Below are 22298 nucleotides of genomic sequence, written 5' to 3' on the forward strand. Positions count from 1 at the left end.
AAGTTTCTTTGTTCTATGTTAAGATGTGGGCGGCTCATTTTTGGGTCTGATTTGTTGTTGTTAATGATCAGACAGTACCTGATGAGCCTTTTTCTGTCAACTCTTGAGGTTGATGCGTTTCATTTTTGAATTGGCGCATGATACACCGCTTTTTCTGGAAAAGTTCTTTTAATAGTAAGATAAAGATTAGCAGAACCAACTTTACCCATTTGATCAACTAGGATCACCGAAGGTTGTTGAAGCTCCTGTTTAAATTTGCGTTGCAGCCTCCAAATATTAAAATTATTAATAATATCGGAAAAAATGGGAAAGTTACGAGTATCTTTAGTCGGATAATAGGGAACAAATTTGTCTAACATTTGAGATTTAGATTGGCTATTCATGACACTTGTGGTTGTTGATTTTTACTTGATGGATAAATTTAAAATGCTGACGAGGATAAACCCCCATCGAGGGGAATAGTAATTCCCGTGATATAACTCGCGCATTCTGAAGCTAAAAATACAACGAGATTAGCAAATTCTTCAGTCGTACCAATCCGATTCATGGGAATTGTTTTGGCTCTTCTCGACTTTGTGTGATAATTTTTGCTTATAGAATCGTGAAATGTTTACTGGGAAAGACTTTTAGGACTATTTTGCTGAAGAAACTATCAGTATAGACCCCGTTTCCACACAGAAACCAGAAGAGCCTTGTTTTTAGAATTCCTTCTCGAATTAACTCTGGGGTTGTTCCTTCTTTGGCGGCATACATTTCTAAATAGTCTCGATGTCTAGGGGTGTCAATAACGCCGGGGTTAATACTATTAATTAAAACATTATAGGGGGCGGTTTGTCTAGCTACTGATTTGGTAAAATTCATTAAAGCTGCATTGACAACACCCGATTTAACTAAACGAGGAGATGGCTCTTTCCCCGATGTCCCAATGATATTAACGATTCTTCCCCAATGTTGTTTTTTCATAATCGGTAACACTAAATTGGTTAAGCGAATATAACCCATTAATTTTCCCTGAAAAACGTTTAAACAATCGTCATCGGAAAGGTTTTCAATTAAATTGTCAGCAAAGTTAGCTCCTTCAGAATTATTAACTAAAATGTCAATTTTGCCATATTGATTTAAAGAGTCCTGTATTAATTGTTCAGAATCTTGAGCTTGATGAACATCCGCCACTAAACGCAGAATTTCTTGGGCAGGATAAGCTTGAGCCAGAGATTGATAAGCTTGTTCTAAGCGTTGGTAATTGCGACCGCAAATAATTAAGTGACAGCCTTCTTCTGCTAATTTTTCAGCAATGGTAAACCCAATTCCCGCACTACTTCCCGTAATCAAAGCCACTTTATCTTTTAATCCTAAATTCATAAACTTTGCCCTAGCATTTTGAGGTTAAACTTAAAATTTTAAAACGAACTAAATTAAAATTTTAATCAAATTAATATCTTGATTCGATGAATTATATCCCTTTTTCAAAACCCTTGAAGTAGTATAATAAATTTGACCATATTCTAAACACTGTTCTTCATTTTCTATGGAGATTTATAATTTTCCATTCAAAATAAATCCGATTTCTTCTTGCTCACCTTGATGTGGGGGAATGGAGTAACCGGAAGGAATTGTCGTCATGACAATTTCAAACCAAGAACCCTTAACCGATTGACAAGGTAAATGAGTGATTTGATCTTGGTTGTTTGATAGGGTTAATACAACGTCTTGGGAAGGTAAAGAAGAGGTAATCCGTTTAAGATCAAATCCAATCATCGGTTCTGATAAAGGATTAAAAGCACCATGAGGAATATTGCCATCAGCTATATAAACATCTTGCAAAGGTCTTAAGGGTTTAATCACATCGGCTCTTCTCGACTTTGTGTGATAATTTTTGCTTATGGAACCCTGAAGTGCTTATTGGGCAAAACTTTTAGGACTATTTTGCGGATATTCTATCGGTATAGACCTCGTTTCCACACAGAAACCAGAAGAGCCTCACATCTTTAATATACAGTTCCAGTTTTCCTGAGAATACCATGCCAATTTGACTTTCAGGATGGTGGTGGGATTCAAGTTTAGCATTGGGAGCTATAACGTATAACTGAAAAATGGTATCTTGGCATTGAAAAACCTCTAATTCTACATGAGGATTGAGTTTAATATACTTTGGAATTGGGAAAAATTCAGACATGATTTTAGGGTACAGGTTCAAAATGAAATTGAGAGGTTAAATCTCAATTATTTTTATGTGATGAAGGCAACTATTCTGAGCGGATAGGTAGCTTTTTTAGGTATGCACAGGTAAATAAATACCTTGAATCATGGTGTTTTCCTTTTTGTAGAATAAAGACCAACTCATCTCAATTTTACCATATTGTGAAACAAATTCTAAATCATGTTCTCGGAGGGCATTTTCATTGGTAATCGCTAAATCTGCCAACCCCTGTTTAACGTGAATAGCGGCAACACTGGTAGAATTCACCAATGTGATTTTAATCTTGTTTTGATTTAGGTCACACGGTAATAAATAAGGAAGTAAAGGAAGAGGAGCGGGATGAGTGACCAGGGTGCAATTTTCTAAAGTTATTTCTTAATTTTTTCGCTTGGCTAATCCGTAAACGGGTGTGGGATAGGTGAAGATAAAACCTAGTTTAAAACTCGGTTCCATATAGAAATCATTAATTCTTTCATAGGCAGGGGGGACTAACGCCAAATCTATCTGATCTTGGAGTAAAGATTCCTTTAACTCTGTAAAGCTATCAAATAAATGACTATTCACCGAAATCTGTTGTAATTTCCATTGAGAAATTAGATAATTTAAGGTTTGTTCACTACTGGTTTCTTTTGGACCCAAAGTGCCAACGCTTAAAGTTTTGACATCAGGCTGGGGATAACACAATTCCATTGAAAACTTTAACATGGTTTTAAGGCTCCTGAATTTTTAAGGGCGGATAAATTAGGATTTCCGGTGCAAAACAAAACAATTTCAATTTCAGCAATTAAAAATTTCACCAACTCATCAACGGCGGCTTCTGATTCAATCGCTGCTACGAGAAACGGTCGAGCCAACCCTGCTAAATCTGCTCCTAAAGCCATGGCTTTGGCAATATCTAAGCCATTTTTTAAGCCTCCAGAAGCAATTAAAGGAATGGTTGAATTCACGGACCGAATGGCGGTAATACATTCAGCCGTGGGTAAACCCCAATCGGCAAAAACTTGTCCGAGGTGCCTTTGTCTGTTGTCTTTGGCTCTTTGACTTTCGACTTTGGCCCAGGACGTGCCTCCGGCTCCCGCCACATCAATCGCGGCAACTCCGGCTTCAATTAATTTTTTGGCCATCGGCGCAGAGATGCCATTTCCGACTTCCTTGGCGATGACGGGAACGGGCAATTGAGCGCAAATTTGCTCGATTTTAGCGAGTAACCCTTTAAAATTAGAATCGCCTCCCGATTGCACCCATTCTTGTAAAGGATTGAGATGGAGAATTAAGGCATCAGCTTCTAATAATTCCACCAGTTTTAAACATTCTTCTAAACCGCAGCCGTAATTTAACTGTACAGCCCCTAAATTTGCTAACAGGAGAATATCTGGCGCCAGAGAACGGACTGCAAAGGTCGGTGCTAATTCCGGTTGTTCGAGTGCAATGCGTTGAGAACCGACTCCCATTGCTAAACCATAGCGTTGAGCGACCGTTGCCAATCGGGTGTTGACTAAATGGGCTAATTCTGTTCCTCCAGTCATGGAAGATATTAGAATTGGAGCTTTTAGAGATTTCCCCAAAAAGTTTGTCCCCAGTTCAATATCGCTACGGTCAAGTTCAGGAAGACAACAATGGGTAAAACGATATTTTTCTAAACCGCTTGTAAGTTGTTGAAATTCTACATCTTCTTCGATACAAACTCGCAGATGTTCGCTTTTACGATTTTCAATTTCACTGGGAAGATTAGGCGATGACATAGTTGTTATCAAGCAGGAGGGTTAAACATTAAATTGAGTTTAAAAATCGAGTTCTGAAAGCAGTTCATCTAATTCTGCCTGATTAAGATCCGCATCGGGAAAATCCGATGGCGTATAACCTCCTTCTGCTGATAAACAATGGTTAATCAGGCTTTCTAAAGAATCTCGATAAGCAGCAACTAAATTTTTGATCGTTGTTTGATGATGAAAATTTTCACTATATTGCCATTCCATGTCAAGTTGCCCATCAACCACAATTCCAAGAATCGCAATTAAATGGGAACGTTGTCCCAAAGGACTATGAATGGAACCACTGGATTCTTGAGATAATTTCCACCCCATATCACCGATTTGATGACTTGTAAATTGACCTAAATAATTAAAGCTAACTTGAGCTTTTGGATAATTTTTTAACTGGGATTGAATCGTTAAATCTGAGTTGAGATAATATCCAATTCCATAATCAAATCCTCGATTCGTAATTTGTCGTAATTGCTCTTTAATGGACTTGAGACATTCCCCCGGATGGTCGAGATTTTCTAAGGTCAAAAAGACGGAAAAAATACTGGTAAACCAGCCCACAGTTCGAGATAAATTCACGGATTCAATTACATTCTCTCTTCCATGACCTTCCATGTCAAGCAAAAGCTTATAACTTCCTGTCCAATGGCTAAAAGCTTGGACTAAAGCGGTTAATAAAATATCATTAATTTGGGTGTTATAAGCTTGCGGAACCTCCTGTAATAGTAAGCGGGTTTGTTCTTCGGTTAAGGTGAAACAAACCGTTTTTGCATGGGCAACAATGTTAGATTGGGCATCCCCCTGAGCATCTACAGGAAGAGGAGAAACGGATGAAAAATCACGGTTTAGCCAATACTTGAATTGAGCGTGAAATTCTGGTGTTTTAGCATAGTTTTGCAGTTCCTCAGCCCAAGTTTTAAAAGAACTGGTTTTAGGAGGAAGTTGCCGAGGCTTTTGGGTTTCTAATTGCTGGTAAATAGTGACGAAATCTTCGAGTATAATCCGCCAAGAAATTCCATCTACTGCTAGATGATGAATCACAATTAACATTTTTCCACTCTCACCCAAGGCGAAGAAAACCACCGCCATTAAGGGTCCTTCCTCTAAATTCAGTACCCGTTGTTGAACCTCAGAAATTTCTGCCATCTGGGTCAATTGTTCATGGCAAGATAGATGGAATAAATCCACCTTTTCAAAAGCAAAATTATTGCAATCATCGCTGTGATTTTGTTGCCATTGTTCCCCTTGTTGCACAAACCGTAACCGCAGGGCATCATGGTGATAGAGTAATTTAGAAATAGTTTTTTTTAATAAATCCGGTTGTAGATTATTGGGAACCTCTAACAAGATAGATTGATTAAAGTGATGACGTTCGGGCAAGTTTTGTTCAAAAAACCATTTTTGAATCGGAGTTAACGGGACGCAACCGATGACTAAATCTTGTGTGGTTTGATTAACCGAAACTCGCTCCGCTACGGTGGCTAATTGAGCGATTGTCTGATAGCAAAATAGTTGTTTAAGAGTAATTTGTAATCCCGCTTGATTCGCTTGAGCAATGATTTGAATGGCTAGGATAGAATCTCCTCCCAATTCAAAAAAGTTATCGTTAATACTAATAGTTTTAAGTCCTAAAACCCTTTGCCAAATTTCAGAGAGAATGCGTTCTGTTTCTGTACATGGACTGAAATTGATGGCAGCTTCATCCTCTAATTCTAGTGCAGGTTGTGGGAGAGCGCGACGATCATTTTTACCATTAGCGGTTAGGGGAAAAGCGTCTAACAAAACGAAGAAAGCAGGAACCATATATTGAGGTAACTTTTCTTGCAAAAATAGACGCAATTGAGAAACAGTTAAGTTTTGAGAGGCAATCACATAAGCACATAAACGCTTAACACCGGGTTGATCTTCTCTGGCAATAATAATCGCTTCTTTAACTTGGGTATGTTGATTGAGAACGGTTTCAATTTCCCCTAATTCAATTCTAAAACCTCTAATCTTAACTTGATGATCAATACGTCCAATAAATTCAATTTGTCCGTCGTTTCCATAACGAACTAAATCACCGGTTTTGTAAAGGCGATCACTGAGTTTTTGACTAAAAGGATTAGCAATAAATTTAGAATCGGTTAACTCTGGGCGGTTGAGATAGCCTTTAGCTAATCCTGAACCACCAATGTATAATTCTCCTGGAAGTCCAATCGGTACAGGTTGTTGATATTGATCTAAAATATAGACCTGAGTATTGCTAATCGGACGACCAATAGGCGGTGCTTTTTCGGTTAATAAATCCGGTCTTATTTTAACCGATGTTGTAACAACAGTATTTTCAGTTGGCCCATAATTGTTAACTAATGTAAAGGGAATGGAGGTCGGGGGAAAATCATTGAGTTTATCTCCTCCGGTTAACATTAATCTTAATGGACAATTGGTAGACCAATCTAGGGGAATTAGGGTTTCTGCAAGAGGAGTGGGTAAGAAAGAAACGGTAATTTTTTGGGCAATTAACCACTCTTGCAGTTGTTTCGGTGATGTTAGCAAATCTGGGGGAACAATCGCCAAACACGCCCCAGCTGTTAAATAAGTCCAAATTTCCCAAACTGAAGCATCAAAGGCAATTCCAGCTAATTGAGTGACTCGATCAATTGTTGTAATATTAAAAGCGTTTTGATGCCAAGAAACTAGGTTTAATAAACTTTGATGTTGAATTAAAACTCCCTTTGGTTTTCCGGTAGAACCAGAGGTATAAATGACATAAGCTAAATTCTCAGATGTCATCGGATGAAGGGGATTATCTTGCGGATGATGATCAAGAATTTTCCCATCCTGATCTAAACAAAATATTGTTCCTAAATAGTTGGGTAAAGTGTGAACTAAGTTTTCCTGAGTTAATAACACCGATACGGCAGAATCTTCTAACATATAAGCTAGACGTTCTGATGGATAGTTCGGATCTAAAGGAACATAAGCTGCCCCCGCTTTAAGAATGCCTAAAAGTCCGATGATCATCAAAGCAGAACGCTCGATACAGATTCCTACTAAGTCCTCAGTTTTAACGCCTAAGTTTTGCAAATAATAAGCGAGTTGATTGGCTTTTTGATTTAACTGTTCATAGGTCAAAGATTTTTCTCCATCGATGAGCGCTATAGCATGAGGGGTTTTAACAACCTGTTCTTCAAATAACTGATGAATACAGTAATGATCAGGATAAGACGTTTGAGTTTGATTCCATTCTACTAATAATTGCTGTTTTTCCGATTCAGTCAGTAACGGTAATTCCCCGACGGTTTGCTGAGGATTGGCTACAATCCCCTTTAATAAAGTTTGGAAATGACCTACCATGCGGGTAATTCTTTCAGGGGTAAATAGGTCGCTATCATATTCCCAAAAACCTTCTAAATAAGCTCCTTTTTCGGTTTCGATTTCTTCTAAAATTAAGCTGAGATCAAATTTAATTCTCTGGTTTTCGACAGCTAGATATTGAGCCTTTAAATCAGGTAATTCTAAAGCATTGAGGGGGGCATTTTGCAGCGCAAACATGACCTGAAATAAGGGATTATAACTTAAACTTCGTTCGATTTCTAACCCATCAACCACTTGCTCAAAGGGGACATCTTGATTAGCATACGCTTCTAAAACAACATTGCGAGCTTGCTGTAATAATCCTGAAAAAGTCGGATTTCCTTCTAGGGAATTCCGCAGAACTAAAGTATTGACAAAAAAACCAATCAAAGGTTCAATTTCTTGTCGGTTTCGGTTGGCGGTGGGTGTCCCAATTAAAATATCATCTTGACCACTATAACGAAAGAGTAAAGTGTTTAAAGCAGCCAGTAAGGTCATAAATAAGGTTCCCCCCGACTTTTGGCTCAAAAGTTTCAGTTTTTCGGTGAGTTCTGAGTCAATTTGAAACGAGATACTATGACCTCGAAAATTGGGATTAGCTGGACGGGGTTTATCGGTTGGAAGTTCTAATAAAGGAGGAGCAGCCGTTAATTGTTTTTTCCAATAATTTAACTGATTTTCTAAGATTTCACCTTGTAACCATTGTCTTTGCCATACCGCAAAATCCGCATATTGTATGGTTAATTCGGGTAAATCTACGGTTGAATTGGATAAAAATGCTTGATAAAATTTAGATAATTCTTTAAATAAAATACCTTTTGACCAACCATCGATAATAATATGATGGAAGACGTTGACTAAAATATAATTTTCATATCCCAGATCAAACAGAGTACATCGTAATAGGGGAGCTTGAGTTAAATCAAAGGGTTTTTGTAGTTCTTCAATAATCTGTTTATCAATTTGATCTTGGGAAATATCTTTTAAATTAATAACTAATAATTTAATCTTTAGAGATGGAGCAATTTTTTGAATAGGGTTTCCTTCAACCATTGGAAAGGTTGTCCGTAAGCTCTCATGGCGTTGAATAATAGCATTAATCGTTTGCTCTAAAATATCAATATTTAAGCGTCCCGTTAAACGGATGGTTAGAGCTTCATTATAAGCAGAATTTTGCTGATCCATCTGATAGATAAACCACATTCTCTGTTGAGCAAAAGATAGGGGTAAATCTTCACTTCTAGCAACGGGAGATATAACAGATTCAAACGTCTTAGACGGAGTTATTGCACTTCTTAAAAAGGCAAGAATTTCTGGTTTTCTAGTGCCGATTTCTTGCTTGATTTCCGGTGTCATCGCTCCCTGGGGAGCTTGATATTTTAACTTTTCTTCCTCCAGCCAAAGCTTGATTTCTAAACTATTTAAGTAAGATAAAAATTCTGCGACTTTCATTAATAGTATCCTTTTCCTAATTAATGTTCTGGTATTTCTGGAATGGGGGTGATGTTTGGCTGAGTTCAGTAGCTCTAGCTTGGGCTACTGTTAGAGATATAATCAACGGTTCTCATAAATTTAAGTATCCTCAAAGAATAAACACTATAGACCAAACAAAAATTATCAATGGCGGGGAGTCGGTGGTTATTGTTAAAATCAGTTGCCATGGGAGCAACCGCTTACATACTCCATAAAAAGACTATTTTAAACCGAAGCTATTTATATCATATTCTGGATGATAAATTTTAGTGATGGATACAATTTTTTACATTTTTTCCCAAAAGGGTTCTGAAAAGCTTAAATTTTAGTTAAGCTATTTTCATAATTCTCCTTCTTCATAATTTTCTGAGGCTGTTGTCATGACTGTACCACTTTTGGATGCACTTTTGGTATTTTTGGCTACATTAAGCACCTCAATCGTTTGAGCTAAACTGGCAACGGTTGGGTATTCTAACAACCTGTGCAACGACAATTCTACCGAGAAAACATCCCGTAAACGAGAGATTACTTGACTCGCCAGCAAAGAATGTCCTCCTAGTTCAAAGAAATTGTCATGAATTCCAATTTGAGATAGATTTAACACCTTTTGCCAAATGTTAGCAACTTGACGTTCCGTTTCCGTTCTGGGTGCTATCAATTCGCTATTTTCTTTGCCTTGGAGTTCCTTGATTAATTGTCGCTTATCAATGTCTCCATTGTCCTTGATAGGTAGAGATTGTCGCTGAACCAGGGGACATTGATAGGACGTTCCAAATCTATCTTTTAGACTCACATAATTAGGTAGATTGACCGATTGAACTGTAGGTTTACGGGTGTAATAAGCGGTTAACTTTTGGCATCCTTCAGACAAAGAGGTAAAACGGTTAATCTTGCTATTACTCCCATCTAAACCAATCAGTAATTGTCCTTGATTGTGATATAAACTCGTTAGAAATGAGTCTAAACCTTGCTGCACCGTCATATCATAATACCCTTGAGAACGGGTTATATATTGCATCTGATAACCCTGGCTAATCCCAGTTTCTTGCCAAGTTGTCCAACTATAACAATAACTGGGGAACAAATTCTTAGATTTTTGATAGCTATTTAAAGATTCTAGGAAACTATTAGCCGCCGCATAGGAACCCAAAGCCGCTCCTCCAAAAAAACTAGCTAAGGAGGAAAAACTAATAAAAATTCCCTGAGATTCTTTGAGGAGTTGATGTAAAACCCAAGTTCCTATTACTTTAGGGCGAATAATTGTCGCTAAACCTTCTTGAGTTTCCTCCAGAAGTAAACAATCTTTGTAAATTCCAGCCAGATGAATCACCCCATCTAGTTCTCCTTGCCATTGTTTTTTCACCTGTTCTACAGCCTGTTTAACTTCAGTGAAATTAGCCACATCTACCGCTTGATAAATTACTTGTCCACCAAGGGTTTCTAAAGCTTGGAGATTTTTGATTTTTAAGGATAATTGATCTTCGACTTTGAGGTACTCACTCCAGAGGTGTTTGTCTGGTAAAGGTGTTTTTCCAATTAACAGTAAACGAGCTTGATAATTTTTGAGCAAATACTGAGCAATTTGTCTGCCAATCCCTCCTAGTCCTCCGGTAATCAGATAAATACCCCCTGATTTAAAGGGTAATTTCTGTTGGTTGTGTTGCAGTAAATTGACTTTTTCTAAACCTGCAATTAAACGTTTACCGTTGCGATAGGCAATTTCTCTTTCCTTGGATAAAACAGATAGTTCTTGCAGCAGATAACTGACATTAATTTCAGGGTTATCTAGGGGTAAATCAACATGACGAGTATTTAACCAAGGAAGTTCTTTAGCTAGGGTTTTGATCAGTCCTAAAACTGGAGATTTTTCATAGGCAGTTTCATCGTTTTCTATGACAAATTGACTATAACTAGAAACAAATAGCAATTGAATTTTTGATTTAAAATCATAAATTTTAGCCAGAGATTCAACTAGGAATAATAAATCATATGTTCCTTTTTCTTGTGCTTTTTCTAACTGTTCAATTGTTGAAATTTCTCCTTGATAGTCTTGATATGTTCCCAGATGAATAATATTGACAAGGATAATTTTTCGCTCGGATAAAGATGCCATTAACTGTTGATAATGGTTGGCTGTCCCTGGTCTGAGGGTATAGCAATTTTGACTAATTTGAGAAAATTCTTCTGCTGCTAAAACCGTGATACAGGGTAAGTTTTGCCCTTGAATTTTTTCTGCTAAAGATGCTCCTAAACCCAAGGAATCCAGAAAAATTAAACTACAATACTTGGAAAGTTCGGGTTTTAAGTTCACTGGAGAGCGAGGTTTCCAAGCTTTCCGATAAAACCAATCAGGAAGGGTATTAGCATTTTCTAACAAAATATCTATTTCTTTTAAAATAGAATTAAATTCTCCGTTCGCAAACCGTTTTGTTAATCGCGATCGCTGAATTTTACCAATGGAAGTTTTAGGAATTTCAGTTTTATTTAAGGGGATTAAATATTCAGGATTAACGCCAAAAGTGTTAATTACTTTTCGTCTAATCTTTTTCAGAAGTTCTGCTAGATGCTGGTGGTCAAAGGTTTCTGCACTGAAAAATAACGCTAATTGATCGGTACTATTACTAGGATCATGAACCCCACAAGCAGCAGTATAAGAAGCTTCTACTTCGTCAATGGTTTCAACCACAGTTTCAATTTCATGGCTATAATAATTCACTCCATTAATAATAATGGTTTCTTTACTTCTTCCAGTAATAACTAAATGACCGTTACTAATAAATGCTAAATCTCCTGTCTTAAACCAGCCATCTTTTAAGAAAGCGTCTTGATTCGCTTCTGGGTTTTTATAATACCCCGGTGAAACCGGTTCTCCTTTAACTTGTAAATGACCAATGGTTTCTTCTGGTAATAGGGAATTATCAGTATTAACAATTCTAATGGATATCCCCGGAATGGGTAATCCTAAATCCGTAAAAGTTGCACCATTGGGGTGTTCAGGATGAACTCGTTTTAAGGAAGAATTCAAGGAGGATTTATCAACCGTATGAAAGAGTAATGGCTGTTGTTCTGTAGGTTGATAATAGGTAATTCCTGACCCCATTTCTGCCATCCCGAAAGCAGGACGCATCGCCGTTTTTTTCAGATTATATTGAAGATGAAGGGTATTAATAAATTCTCCAACTGCTTGACCAGAAACAGCTTCACCCGCTGCCAAAAAGAATTTGACACAATCTAAATTCCAATTTTGATCGGGTTCTTTTTTTAAAGCTTCATTGATCAAATTATAGGCAAAATTAGGAGCCCAACTATGGGTAATTCGATATTGATTAATTAAATCTAACCAATTCAAAGGACGACCTAATATATATTCAGTTTGAACATAAACCATTTGGCATCCTAACTCGACACAGCGAATATTCCAGTCTGAAATACTGCCAATATGATCAAAAGGAAGCCAATTAAGAATAACATCGTCGTTTTGATGTTCACAAATGATGTTTGTTCCTCGCGCACGAGAGATCACATTTTTATGGGTTAATGCAATACATTTCGGTATTCCTGTACTGCCTGATGTTAGATTAAAGAACGCGATATCATCCAGTTGACTAATAGGAGGTTGATGGGGAAAATAAGTTTTTAATTCTTCAATAAAACTCAAGCTTAAGGTTTGATTAGGCAACCATTGCTCTAAATGTTTTATCTCTTGCTGACAGGATTGATTTGTGATAATAATAGGGTCATCTAACAACTGCCAAACTTGACATATTTTATGAATTTCATTATTAAAATCTTTATAGCTGGGTGGCACTGAAATAATAACCGGAATAAATCCCCCTAAAATACACCCCCAAAATGCGGAAATGATATCATAGTTTTCCGATAGCTGAAGAATCACTTTATCTTGAGCTTGTAAACCCTGCTTTTGTAATCCTGCTTGTATTTGTTGAGCGTCTTCCCATAATTGTTGATAGGATTGAAAAACTTCTGATCCATTAGATTGAATATAAATAATCCCTTTATTTGAATAATTTTCAGCAGCTTTTTGGAGGATTTCTGCCAAGGTTTTCGGCTGAAGTTCAGATTCTTCTAAAAGCTGTCCGTGACTGATTCCAGCTTGAGTGTTAGAAGTGTGAATCCCCAAATGAATCGAGGTTTCAGATTTTTGATTATCATTTTTTTTCTCTATTTTTAAGGGCAATAATTCGGATAGATGTAGGGGTAAAATTTTGATTTTTTTAGAAGTCATGACGGCGGCAACTTGCTCGATATCTGGCAAAGAGCTTAGTTTTTCTTCTGTTTCCTGAACTTGGTTATCGTCGATAATTTCGATATTTTTTAAGGCAACTTCATCGACATCACCTCTATCGGTTAAGGGTAAACTGGAAATTTGCACATAGATATTAGGTAGAAGATTATCCGGTAACTGAGACTCTAAATCGGAGGACAATTGTTCATAATTCAAAGCTCCAGAGCAAACGATATAGGCGACTAATTCACCCTCCCGTATCATAAAATAGCAATCTTCAATTAATGGATTTGATAAAAATACTTCTGCTAATTTCTGACAATTTAATTTTGGATTTTTGTGTTCTGTCCCCATGCCTAAAATCCTCGGTTCTGTGTACATCTTGTGAAAGCTTCTTCAATAAATACTTTTAGGCGTAGCCAATTCGACATCTATAATACGCCAATTCAAGTCTGAATTGCATCACTGTCTGAGCTATCAGAGCATATCTCATTCGGGCTAGGATAGTCAAGAGATTTTCGAGGACGATTGTTAAGCTTTTCGTAATTTAAATTGCTTGTTGAGATGAGGGACTTATGCAAGAGGCAATACTCCCCCCAACTTTCCGACTTCCGAGGGGGGAGATTCGGCTAATCTAAGAATAAGGGATTTAAATCCGTCTTAGCTTAGTCCATTAGTCGGCTCGTTTAATCCCCTCTCCCAAGAATGATAAGGAGTCGCACTCATAAAAATATACTCCTAGTTTCTCACTCAACTCTCAACTCTTAACTCCGTTCCCGCTGCCTGCTCTCCGATACTTTCTAAACAGGATTTAGTATTAATTCTCGCTCTGGTCTTGCTTTGATCACATCCGGGCAAGACGGCTATTTGCTGTTGAGATAAATTTACCTCTTTGCCAAGTTGGTAGAGCAAGTTTCTTTATTCTATGTTAAGATGTTGAGGGCTTCGTTTTTGGGTCTGATTTGTTGTTGTTAAAGATCAGAATATACCTGATGAGCCTTTCTCTGTCAACTCTTAAGGCTGATGTGTTTCCTTTTTGAATTGGCGTTTTTGTTGGTAACGAAGCTGATAAGCTGTAGGGTAAATAAAAAATGACAGAACAAGCTTGGTGGGTACAAAAATGGCTAGAACTACTCGATTCCTATCGCTTTAAAAAACGCTTGGAACGAGCTAGACTTTACGCCAGAGAGGGCAATGTTTTAAGTATTGACTTTGAAGACTCGCAAGTTATTGCTAGAGTACAAGGCAGTGAATCCGAACCTTATCTAGTGGATTTATCCCTAGTCGCTTTTAGTGATGAAGAATGGGACTATATTATTAAGCTTCTCTCCAAAAAGGCCATTTATTCCGCTCAATTGCTCACGGGACAAATGCCCGATAATATCGAGCGTGTTTTTATCGATAGTGGAGTGAATTTATTTCCCTTTTCCTTGGCTGATATTCGCTCTCGTTGCACCTGTCCCGATCAAGCCAACCCCTGCAAACATATAGGAGCAGTATACTATCAATTGGGTGATCGTTTTATTGTCGATCCCTTCCTGCTTTTGCAACTGCGCGGCCGAACCAAAAGCCAAATTCTGGAAGCTTTACGGGAAAAACGCTCCTATTCCTCGGATAATCAACCTTTAGCAGTCAGTGAACCCCCCACAGTAGTTGAAAAAACTGCCCCTGACAGCCCTATCGATCGCTTTTGGCAGTACGATGAAGAACTAGACCCCTCCCTCGTTGTCATCACGCCGGGGAATGAAAATCAAACCATTCTCGACATTTTAGGCAATTTTCCCCTCGCTGCCCCCGAATCGGATGCCATAGAACAATTTTTAAAACCAATTTACCGGCAAATTCCCCAAGAAGCGATGGCGATTGCTTTACAGTAGGGAATTTGGGGTATTTGAGCAGCCCGCTCAAAGTGGTGCAAAAGACAAAAAAGCCAGCCAGATTTGTCCTCGCATCAGGTGAGGAATTAACCATGGAGAAAATCGCCCCACCACTAATCGCTAAACCGTCTTACTTTTGCTGGTTTTACTGCCTGGGGAAGTAGTTTTTTTAGTGGTGCTAGAAGTAGTTTTCTTGGTAGTGGTTTTCTTGGCAGTGGTTGTCTTGGCCGCTAGTGCCGCTAAAGCTTGCTCTAGAGTCAGGGTTTCAGCCGTTTCTCCCTCCGGCATCTTGGCGTTAGTTTTACCGTGCTTGATATAAACTCCGTAGGGACCTTCGTACAATCCCACCAATTCCCCATCGTCGGGATGTTTACCCAATTCTTTTAAAGCTGGTTTGGTAGAACCACGAGCGCCGCGAGTTTTTTTCGGTTCAGCTAATAAAGCCAAAGCTCGATCGAGGGTTATAGTTAAGATATCATCCCCGGCTTTCAGGGAACGATATTCTTTTTCCTTGCCCTGTTCCTGAACCACATAGGGGCCAAAACGACCCAAACTGGCTTTAATTTTGCCTCCGGTGAGGGGATGGGTTCCCAGTAGTCGCGGCAGTGCCAATAAACCCACCGCTTGTGGGAGGGTGACATCCTCTGGTTTGACTCCTTTGGGTAGGGAGGCGCGTTTCGGTTTGGGGTTGTCATCGCTGACATCTCCTAACTGGACGTAGGGTCCGTAACTACCCACCAGCAGATAAATCGGCTCTCCGGTATCGGGATGAAGACCTAATTTATCGGGACCCTCGGTTTTCTGTCGCAGCAGGGTTTCTACCTGTTCGGGGTTGAGGTCGGCGGGGGTTAAATCGGCGGGGATAGAAGCGGTGAGGATTTCATCGCCTCGGGAGACTTCCAGATAGGGACCGTATTTGCCGATCTTGATAGTTGCCTGTAAATCCTCTAAAATCACCGATTTGGCGGTGCTAGAGTTAATTTGACTCTCGCGCTCTTTAACTTGGCTTTCTAGCCCTTTTTCGCCGCGATAGAAGCGATCGAGATAGGGCAACCATTGAGCGGAACCGGTGGCGATATCGTCGAGGGTTTCCTCCATTTTCGAGGTAAATTTGGGATCTACCAGGTCGGGGAAATGATTTTCTAACAAACTAACCACGGCAAAAGCGGTGAAGGTGGGAATGAGGGTTTTATTCCGCATTTGGGCATAACCGCGATCGATAATTGTGCCGAGAATGGTGGCGTAGGTGCTGGGTCGCCCGATTCCTTCACTTTCGAGGGTTTTTACGAGTGAGGCTTCGCTATAACGGGCGGGGGGTTGGGTATCGTGGCTAATGGCTTCTAGTTTCCGACAATTGGGGGTATCACCGACGCTGAGGGCGGGTAAGATTATTTCTTGGTCGTCGATGGCGGCTTCGGGATCGTCGGAACCTTCCACATAGGCGCGGAAAAAGCCGGGGAAGTCGATTCTTTTACCGGAGGAGCGAAATCCGGCATTTTCTACCTGAATATTAACGGCGATCTGGGTAATACGGGCATCGGCCATCTGTGAGGCGACGGTACGTTTCCAGATTAGGTCGTAGAGGGCGAATTCTAGTCCGCTCAGGCCAGTTTCCCGGGGCAGGCGAAAGCTGCTACCGGCGGGCCGGATGGCTTCGTGGGCCTCCTGTGCGCCTTTGCTTTTGGTGGTGTACTGCCGGGGTTGGGGACTGAGATAATTTTTACCATACATTTGTTCTACACAATTGCGAGCGGCGGTGATGGCCTGATCGGAAAGATGTACCGAATCGGTTCGCATATAGGTGATGTAGCCCTGTTCGTAGAGATTTTGGGCGATTCGCATGGTGTCCCGGGCTGATATGCCCAGTTTCCGGTTAGCTTCCTGCTGTAGGGTGGAGGTGGTGAAGGGGGGGGAAGGTTTGCGAAGGGTGGGTTTTTCTTCTGTGTTGCTAACTCGCCAGACTTTGCCCTCGATGCGTTCTTTTAAGGCGGTGGCAGTTGCTTGATCTAAGAGGGTGACTTGGCGACCGGGTAGCAGTCTGCCGGTGTCGGCATCGAAATCGCTCCCATTTGCCACTTTTTGACCGTTTAAGGTCACTAATTTCGAGTCGAATTGATTTTTGTCCTTTTCGAGGGTGGCTTTTAAGTCCCAATAATTGGCGGTTTTAAAGGCTCGTCTTTCCCGTTCCCGTTGCACTAGCAGACGCACGGCTACCGATTGCACCCGGCCGGCGGATAACCCTTTGGAGATTTTTTTCCAGAGTAGGGGGGAGAGGGTATAACCGTAGAGGCGATCGAGTATGCGGCGGGTTTCTTGGGCGTGAACTAAATTTTCGTCGATGGAGCGACAATTTTTTAGGGCGGCTTGGATTGCCTCTTTGGTGATTTCGTGAAATACCATCCTTTTGGTGGGAACTTTCGGGTTGAGTACCTGCAAGAGATGCCAACTGATGCTTTCGCCTTCCCGATCTTCGTCGGTGGCGAGGATCAATTCGCTGGCTCCTTTGAGGGCTTCTTTTAATTCTTTGACGACTTTACTTTTAGTTTTGGGGACGACGTAGAGGGGATCGAAATCGTTCTCCACATCCACGCCTAAATTGGCCCAGGATTTGTCTTTGTGGGCGGGGGGAATTTCTTCGGCGGAGGCGGGCAGATCGCGGATGTGGCCCATGGAGGCTTGGACTCGATAGCCGCTAGGCAGATAATTACTGATCGTCCGAGCTTTGGTGGGGGATTCGACAATAACCAGGGTTGACATAGGAATTGATCACGAGGGCATCGCCACAGCGACTGTTTTAGTTAGACTGACAATCGTTGTTTGATGATGGGCAAAAGTTACTATTTATCTTGACCGGCTTGATTCGGGTCAAAAGCCACTTACTACGATAATAGAGATTAAAGCTGGTCTTTTGTCACTAACTTCTTAACAAAACTTAATATTTTTCTGGAGCAGGGAGAGGTGAGAAGGGAGAAGGGAGAAGGGAGAAGGGAGAAAAAAGCTGACTCGGAGAATACTGACTCCTAACCCAATGTTCGCTAAAGATAAGCAAAAGTTATCTATTGACTCCAAACACTTGAGAATATTTAAATTAACATTCCGCAATATTTATAAATTCTTAAAAATTAATTGAGAAAGATTTTTATTTAACAACGATGTTACAGTGGTAACAGCGATTTGATAGAATTTCATAGTGGGCTATTCTGTGCTTTTTTAGGCAGCAATGGTTGAAACCCTTGCCACACCTAGAAGGTGATCCTAATTAAGACGGGTAAATTAGTCAATTTTACTGGCAACGATGATCTTTTTTTTGTGTAGTTTTATTGCAAAGAAAAAGTTTTTTTGACAAAAAGCACAAAGTATGATATGGACTAAACGTATTTCTGGCTGCCAGTAGTTATTGCAGAGTGGGAGTTGGGGAGCAGGGAGAGGGGAGAAGGGAGAAAAAAGCTGACACTGATCACTGATCTAGGTTACGCTTCATCTTTAGGAGAAACGCCGTAGTCATACTAAATCCTGTTATTAAAAACTGATTATTTATTCCCCCTTTTGCCTGTTGCATGAAAATGGGTAAAACCCTACACCCTACACCCTACACCCTACCCCCAGGAAAAACTTTTTGCCGCAAACCCTAATTATGTCTGATTTACGTCAATACGCTCCGGCAACAGAACGCAATCGTCAGCCGATTTTAGAAGTTCTCAGCCAATTTTTACCGAAGACTGGGAATATCTTAGAAATATCTAGCGGCACGGGTGAACACGCTGTTTTTTTTGCTCCTCGTCTTGCTCCTTGTCGTTGGATTCCCTCGGATTGTCACCCTCTGGCTCTAGATAGTATTCGCAGTTGGTGTGATTATTGTCCTAGTTCTAATCTCGATCGCCCCCTATTTATCGATGTTCATCAGTCAGTTTGGGCTGTAGAGACGGAAAATATCGTTATTAATGCCATTGTTAATATTAATATGATTCATATCGCTCCTTGGTCCGCTTGTTTAGCTTTAATGACGGGAGCGAGTCGCATTCTCAGTTCGGGGGGAATTCTCTATCTTTATGGTCCCTATAAACGACAGGGAAAACATACTTCTCCTAGTAACGAAAGCTTTGATTTTTCTCTCCGTTCTCAAAACTCTGCTTGGGGAGTTAGGAATTTAGAAGATGTGGTGCAAGAAGCGAGCGATCGAGGTTTACAATTGTTAGAAGTAATTCCTATGCCAGCTAATAATCTCTCGGTTTTATTTCAATTGCCTTAACATAGCAATCATCAGTGAATAGTAATCAGTCATCAGTGGCGTTGCTGAATCGAGGTATGAATGCCAAGTGTGCATCGTATCCAAAAGTTATTTTGGTTCTGGGTTTTAAAAACCACACACAAGAAGATTCATATCTTAAATCAGCTTTTAGCTATCAGCCATGAGCTTTTTGCTCCCTGCTTCTAACTTCCTAATTCATAATTCCCACTGATAACTGATAACTGATAACTGATAACTTATTTCCAACCGGCGCGATTCATTACCTGTACTGCTTTGGCTAAATTAGGACCATAATTAGCCACGCTAACGGTATCTTCTTTACCGCGTCCGAGTTTTGCCAGGAAAGGGTCTAAAGCAACCCCTGGAACGACGGGATATTCTCGATTACCCTTAGCAAAAAAGTTCTGTGCTTCATTGCTAGAAAGATACTCTAAAAATTTAATTGCCGATTCCCGATTGGGAGCGGTTTTAATTAAACCACCACCGCTAATATTAACGTGAGTGCCGCGGCCTGCTTGGTCGGGGAAAATTACGCCTACTTGGTCATAAATTGCCCGTTTAGCGGGGTCTTTTTCTTCGGCATACCCCGCTAAGTAATAGGTGTTAGCTAGGGCTAAATCGGCAATTCCTGCGGCTACAGCTTCGATTTGTGCCTTATCATTACCCTGGGGTGGACGGGCAAAATTAGCCACTAATCCCCGACACCATTTTTCTGCGGCCGTTTCCCCTTGGATGTCGATTAACCAAGCGGTAAAAGATTGACTATAGATGTTACTGGATGACCGGGTGACGACTTTTCCTCTCCATTTGGGATTGGTTAAATCTGCATAGGAATCGATTTCTCTGGGGTTAACTCTGTCTTTGTTGTACATAATTACCCGCAAGCGTTTACTAAACCCAAACCAGTGACCTTTGGGGTGACGCAAATTAGCAGGAATTCTTTGGGTGAGAATGCGGGAATTGACGGGGGCAAAAATTCCCTGTTGGTCGGCGCGCCATAGTCTCCCCGCATCTACCGTCAGGAGTATATCGGCAGGACTATTGCTGCCTTCGCTTTTAATCCGTTCGATTAATGGGTCTGCTTCCCCTTCCACGAGGTTAATTTTTATTCCCGTTTGTCGGGTGAAGTTGTCATACAATCGTCGGTCGGTGTTGTAGTGACGGGAGGAATAGAGGTTTAATTGTTTAGTTTGGGCGGAAACTTCGTTTATTTTCCCTAATTGACCCACTGCTACCGCTAAGGTGGCTGTTCCTGCACCTAGAAAGACTCTACGAGTTATTTTATCGTTCATTGCTAGATTCTTGGCTTGTCTTTTCCCATTATACAGCTATTGAGAATAATTCTTATCTGCACGAGAAATTATTTGTCCGTCTAGGGCGGTAGATAGTGGAAAATCAGGGTATAATAAGGATTTTCTGCCTTAATAGAGCCAATAAATCCCTAAATCTATCGCTAGTTAAGTTCAATAAGTCCAAGATGTTACCCGAAGCTCGATCGAGGGTATTGTGGAATTAGAGCAACGAGAGTCAAAGATAATGATCAACAGTGATAACCAACAAGCGATCGAGTTAATGTTAGCATCGGGAGACTATAATCAATTATTGTTATTTTGTCAACAAGCACTCGCGGTTCATCCGCAAGTGACTGATTATTATCCCTATCTGGGATTAGCTTATCTGCTGCTAGGGCAGCAAGCAACAGCGCAAGAAATTTGGTTATTTTGGCTATTACAATCAGAGTCTAGTCAAGATTTAATTATGCTCCTCAAAAAAGAGATAATTAGAAATCTCGATTGCTGGCAGTTTGCCAAAGCTAAATTAATCTATCTCCAGTGGCTAGAATTAGAAGAAATAGAAGGGGATGAAGAAATAGAAAATTATGCCCTGACGGTGATAAACTCCTGTCTTCAAGAGGTGCAAGAGGCAATTAATCGGCAAGAATATACTTTAGCTGAGGACTTTTACTTAAGAATTTTATCTTGGCGTGAACAATTAGCTTACATCTGGCACGATTTAGGATACTTATACTATATAATTAACCGACTAACAGAATCTTTTAACTGTTTAGCACGAGCCATAGAATTAGAGGAAAATCAAGCCTTATATCATTATACCATGGCTAGGGTGCTAGAAAAACAATCACGTTTAGATATAGCTTTATCAGCTTATCAGAAAGCGATCGATCTCAATGCTAATTTTGTCGATGCTTATAATAAACTGGGCAATTTATTTTATCGATTAGGGCAGCTAGAGTCAGCCGAAAAATTCTATCAGCAGGGAATTAATAGCCAAGCGGATTTTTATCCTTTTTATATCAATTTAGGCAATGTCTATTTAGTTAAACAAGCTTGGACAGAAGCAAAAAATGCTTATAAAACTGCCCAACAACTGGCAGGAGATAGACGAGAAATTAGTCAAAATCTCTCCCTTTGGGAAATCCTGCAAGCTGACCAACAAATTGCCGATATTTACTCAGGTGATTATTTTTATCAAAGAAAACTCTATCAGTTAGCACTAAACTATTATCAAAAATTATTAGCAATTAAAATAGAAGATAGCAACTTTTATTTAAATTGCGCCCATTGCTATCTCATTCTCAAAGAAGAAAAACAAGCTTTGGAAGTGTATAAAAAAGGTATTAGCTATCATCCAAAAAATATTGATTTACATTTGCGCCTAATTTGGTTACTACAAAATAATTATCCGATCGAGGTAGCAATTCAAGCAACTAAATCAGCTTTAGAGTATCTTCCCGATCACCTATCTCTGAAGTTAGAATTAATGCGGTTAATGCCGATAGTTTACCCAACTCAAGCAGATATTATGCTATATCGATCAAACTACGAGAAACGGTTAGATAATATCTTGTCCAATCTTGATTTAACCTCTACTAATCAACAAGAGGATGCTTGGAAAAGTATTGGATTAAGAACTAATTTTTATCTTCAATATCAGGCTAAAAATGATTTAGAAGTACAAAAAAAATATGGGAAATTAGTTTATAAAATAGCCCAGGGTAATCGCACGTCGTTTTGTATAAAATGTAACAGACAGAGGTGACTGAATGTCGTGCCTAGCAGGACGAGCTGATATAAGTTAATCTGAGAGGAAGTAAAAAGTTACATAGTGTAGCAGTTGAGCATGGCATCCG

At 39.8% G+C, this 22298-nt stretch carries 14 protein-coding genes and 2 pseudogenes; 3 read left to right on the plus strand and 13 right to left on the minus strand.

All coding sequences use genetic code 11. The features are described 5' to 3' along the window. Nucleotides 1-119: 119 nt before the first annotated feature. The 11 genes and pseudogenes from IM322_RS12510 to IM322_RS23710 form a co-directional block, all read right to left on the minus strand. On the minus strand, nucleotides 120-383 hold the full coding sequence (locus IM322_RS12510) for a hypothetical protein (protein WP_287676950.1): 264 nt from the start codon (nucleotides 381-383) through the stop codon (nucleotides 120-122). Between the two features lie 38 nt (nucleotides 384-421). Next, nucleotides 422-559 (minus strand): annotated as a pseudogene (locus tag IM322_RS12515) (SDR family oxidoreductase); the annotation flags it as partial. A 32-nt stretch (nucleotides 560-591) separates the two neighbouring features. Further along, nucleotides 592-1362: an SDR family NAD(P)-dependent oxidoreductase gene (locus tag IM322_RS12520; protein ID WP_287676951.1), complete on the minus strand. Its 771-nt coding sequence runs from the start codon at nucleotides 1360-1362 to the stop codon at nucleotides 592-594. A gap of 174 nt (nucleotides 1363-1536) precedes the next feature. Continuing rightward, on the minus strand, nucleotides 1537-1845 hold the full coding sequence (locus IM322_RS12525; RefSeq protein ID WP_287676952.1) for a cupin domain-containing protein: 309 nt from the start codon (nucleotides 1843-1845) through the stop codon (nucleotides 1537-1539). 76 nt (nucleotides 1846-1921) lie between these two features. After that, nucleotides 1922-2176, minus strand: a complete 255-nt coding sequence (locus IM322_RS12530; protein ID WP_287676954.1) for a cupin domain-containing protein — start codon at nucleotides 2174-2176, stop codon at nucleotides 1922-1924. A gap of 96 nt (nucleotides 2177-2272) precedes the next feature. Beyond that, a complete protein-coding gene (locus IM322_RS12535) occupies nucleotides 2273-2467 on the minus strand; it encodes a hypothetical protein (protein WP_287713226.1) in 195 nt (64 codons plus the stop codon). 108 nt (nucleotides 2468-2575) lie between these two features. Next, on the minus strand, nucleotides 2576-2905 hold the full coding sequence (locus IM322_RS12540; protein WP_287676956.1) for a hypothetical protein: 330 nt from the start codon (nucleotides 2903-2905) through the stop codon (nucleotides 2576-2578). Then, nucleotides 2899-3942, minus strand: coding sequence for a type 2 isopentenyl-diphosphate Delta-isomerase (gene fni / locus IM322_RS12545; protein WP_287676958.1), 1044 nt, complete (start codon nucleotides 3940-3942; stop codon nucleotides 2899-2901). The genes IM322_RS12540 and fni overlap by 7 nt, the downstream gene beginning before the upstream one ends. 39 nt (nucleotides 3943-3981) lie before the next feature. Further along, nucleotides 3982-8754, minus strand: a complete 4773-nt coding sequence (locus IM322_RS12550) for a non-ribosomal peptide synthetase (RefSeq protein ID WP_287676959.1) — start codon at nucleotides 8752-8754, stop codon at nucleotides 3982-3984. A gap of 361 nt (nucleotides 8755-9115) precedes the next feature. Then, complete coding sequence (locus IM322_RS12555; protein WP_287676961.1) at nucleotides 9116-13402, minus strand: non-ribosomal peptide synthetase; 4287 nt, start codon at nucleotides 13400-13402, stop codon at nucleotides 9116-9118. 65 nt (nucleotides 13403-13467) lie between these two features. Next, nucleotides 13468-13778: pseudogene (locus IM322_RS23710) on the minus strand (hypothetical protein); the annotation flags it as partial. Between the two features lie 334 nt (nucleotides 13779-14112). Here IM322_RS23710 and IM322_RS12560 point away from each other — a divergent pair. After that, nucleotides 14113-14898 carry an SWIM zinc finger family protein gene (locus IM322_RS12560; RefSeq protein ID WP_287676963.1) on the plus strand — a complete coding sequence of 262 codons (786 nt, stop codon included), beginning with the start codon at nucleotides 14113-14115 and terminating at the stop codon, nucleotides 14896-14898. Between the two features lie 120 nt (nucleotides 14899-15018). On the opposite strand, the gene topA is transcribed toward IM322_RS12560, so the two are convergent. After that, nucleotides 15019-17655 carry a type I DNA topoisomerase gene (topA, locus tag IM322_RS12565; RefSeq protein ID WP_287676965.1) on the minus strand — a complete coding sequence of 879 codons (2637 nt, stop codon included), beginning with the start codon at nucleotides 17653-17655 and terminating at the stop codon, nucleotides 15019-15021. An 877-nt stretch (nucleotides 17656-18532) separates the two neighbouring features. Here topA and IM322_RS12570 point away from each other — a divergent pair. After that, entirely contained in the window at nucleotides 18533-19147 is a 615-nt protein-coding gene (locus IM322_RS12570) for a DUF938 domain-containing protein (RefSeq protein WP_287676966.1), read from the plus strand. 236 nt (nucleotides 19148-19383) lie between these two features. Here IM322_RS12570 and IM322_RS12575 read toward each other — a convergent pair whose 3' ends face one another. Next, a complete protein-coding gene (locus tag IM322_RS12575; RefSeq protein ID WP_287078999.1) occupies nucleotides 19384-20439 on the minus strand; it encodes a Fe(3+) ABC transporter substrate-binding protein in 1056 nt (351 codons plus the stop codon). A 244-nt stretch (nucleotides 20440-20683) separates the two neighbouring features. On the opposite strand from IM322_RS12575, the gene IM322_RS12580 reads away from it, so the two are divergent. Then, complete coding sequence (locus IM322_RS12580; protein WP_287676967.1) at nucleotides 20684-22207, plus strand: tetratricopeptide repeat protein; 1524 nt, start codon at nucleotides 20684-20686, stop codon at nucleotides 22205-22207. The last annotated feature ends 91 nt before the right edge of the window (nucleotides 22208-22298 follow it).

The sequence above is a fragment of the Microcystis sp. M109S1 genome (assembly GCF_020247025.1).
Lineage (GTDB): Bacteria > Cyanobacteriota > Cyanobacteriia > Cyanobacteriales > Microcystaceae > Microcystis.

Excerpts from the sequence above, each read along its gene's own strand:
- IM322_RS12510 (WP_287676950.1), bottom strand. The coding sequence starts at position 383 with ATGAATAGCCAATCTAAATCTCAAATGTTAGACAAATTTGTTCCCTAT.
- IM322_RS12520 (WP_287676951.1), bottom strand. The coding sequence starts at position 1,362 with ATGAATTTAGGATTAAAAGATAAAGTGGCTTTGATTACGGGAAGTAGT.
- IM322_RS12530 (WP_287676954.1), bottom strand. The coding sequence starts at position 2,176 with ATGTCTGAATTTTTCCCAATTCCAAAGTATATTAAACTCAATCCTCAT.
- IM322_RS12540 (WP_287676956.1), bottom strand. The coding sequence starts at position 2,905 with ATGTTAAAGTTTTCAATGGAATTGTGTTATCCCCAGCCTGATGTCAAA.
- fni (WP_287676958.1), bottom strand. The coding sequence starts at position 3,942 with ATGTCATCGCCTAATCTTCCCAGTGAAATTGAAAATCGTAAAAGCGAA.
- IM322_RS12550 (WP_287676959.1), bottom strand. The coding sequence starts at position 8,754 with ATGAAAGTCGCAGAATTTTTATCTTACTTAAATAGTTTAGAAATCAAG.
- IM322_RS12555 (WP_287676961.1), bottom strand. The coding sequence starts at position 13,402 with ATGTACACAGAACCGAGGATTTTAGGCATGGGGACAGAACACAAAAAT.
- IM322_RS12560 (WP_287676963.1), top strand. The coding sequence starts at position 14,113 with ATGACAGAACAAGCTTGGTGGGTACAAAAATGGCTAGAACTACTCGAT.
- topA (WP_287676965.1), bottom strand. The coding sequence starts at position 17,655 with ATGTCAACCCTGGTTATTGTCGAATCCCCCACCAAAGCTCGGACGATC.
- IM322_RS12570 (WP_287676966.1), top strand. The coding sequence starts at position 18,533 with ATGTCTGATTTACGTCAATACGCTCCGGCAACAGAACGCAATCGTCAG.
- IM322_RS12575 (WP_287078999.1), bottom strand. The coding sequence starts at position 20,439 with ATGAACGATAAAATAACTCGTAGAGTCTTTCTAGGTGCAGGAACAGCC.
- IM322_RS12580 (WP_287676967.1), top strand. The coding sequence starts at position 20,684 with ATGATCAACAGTGATAACCAACAAGCGATCGAGTTAATGTTAGCATCG.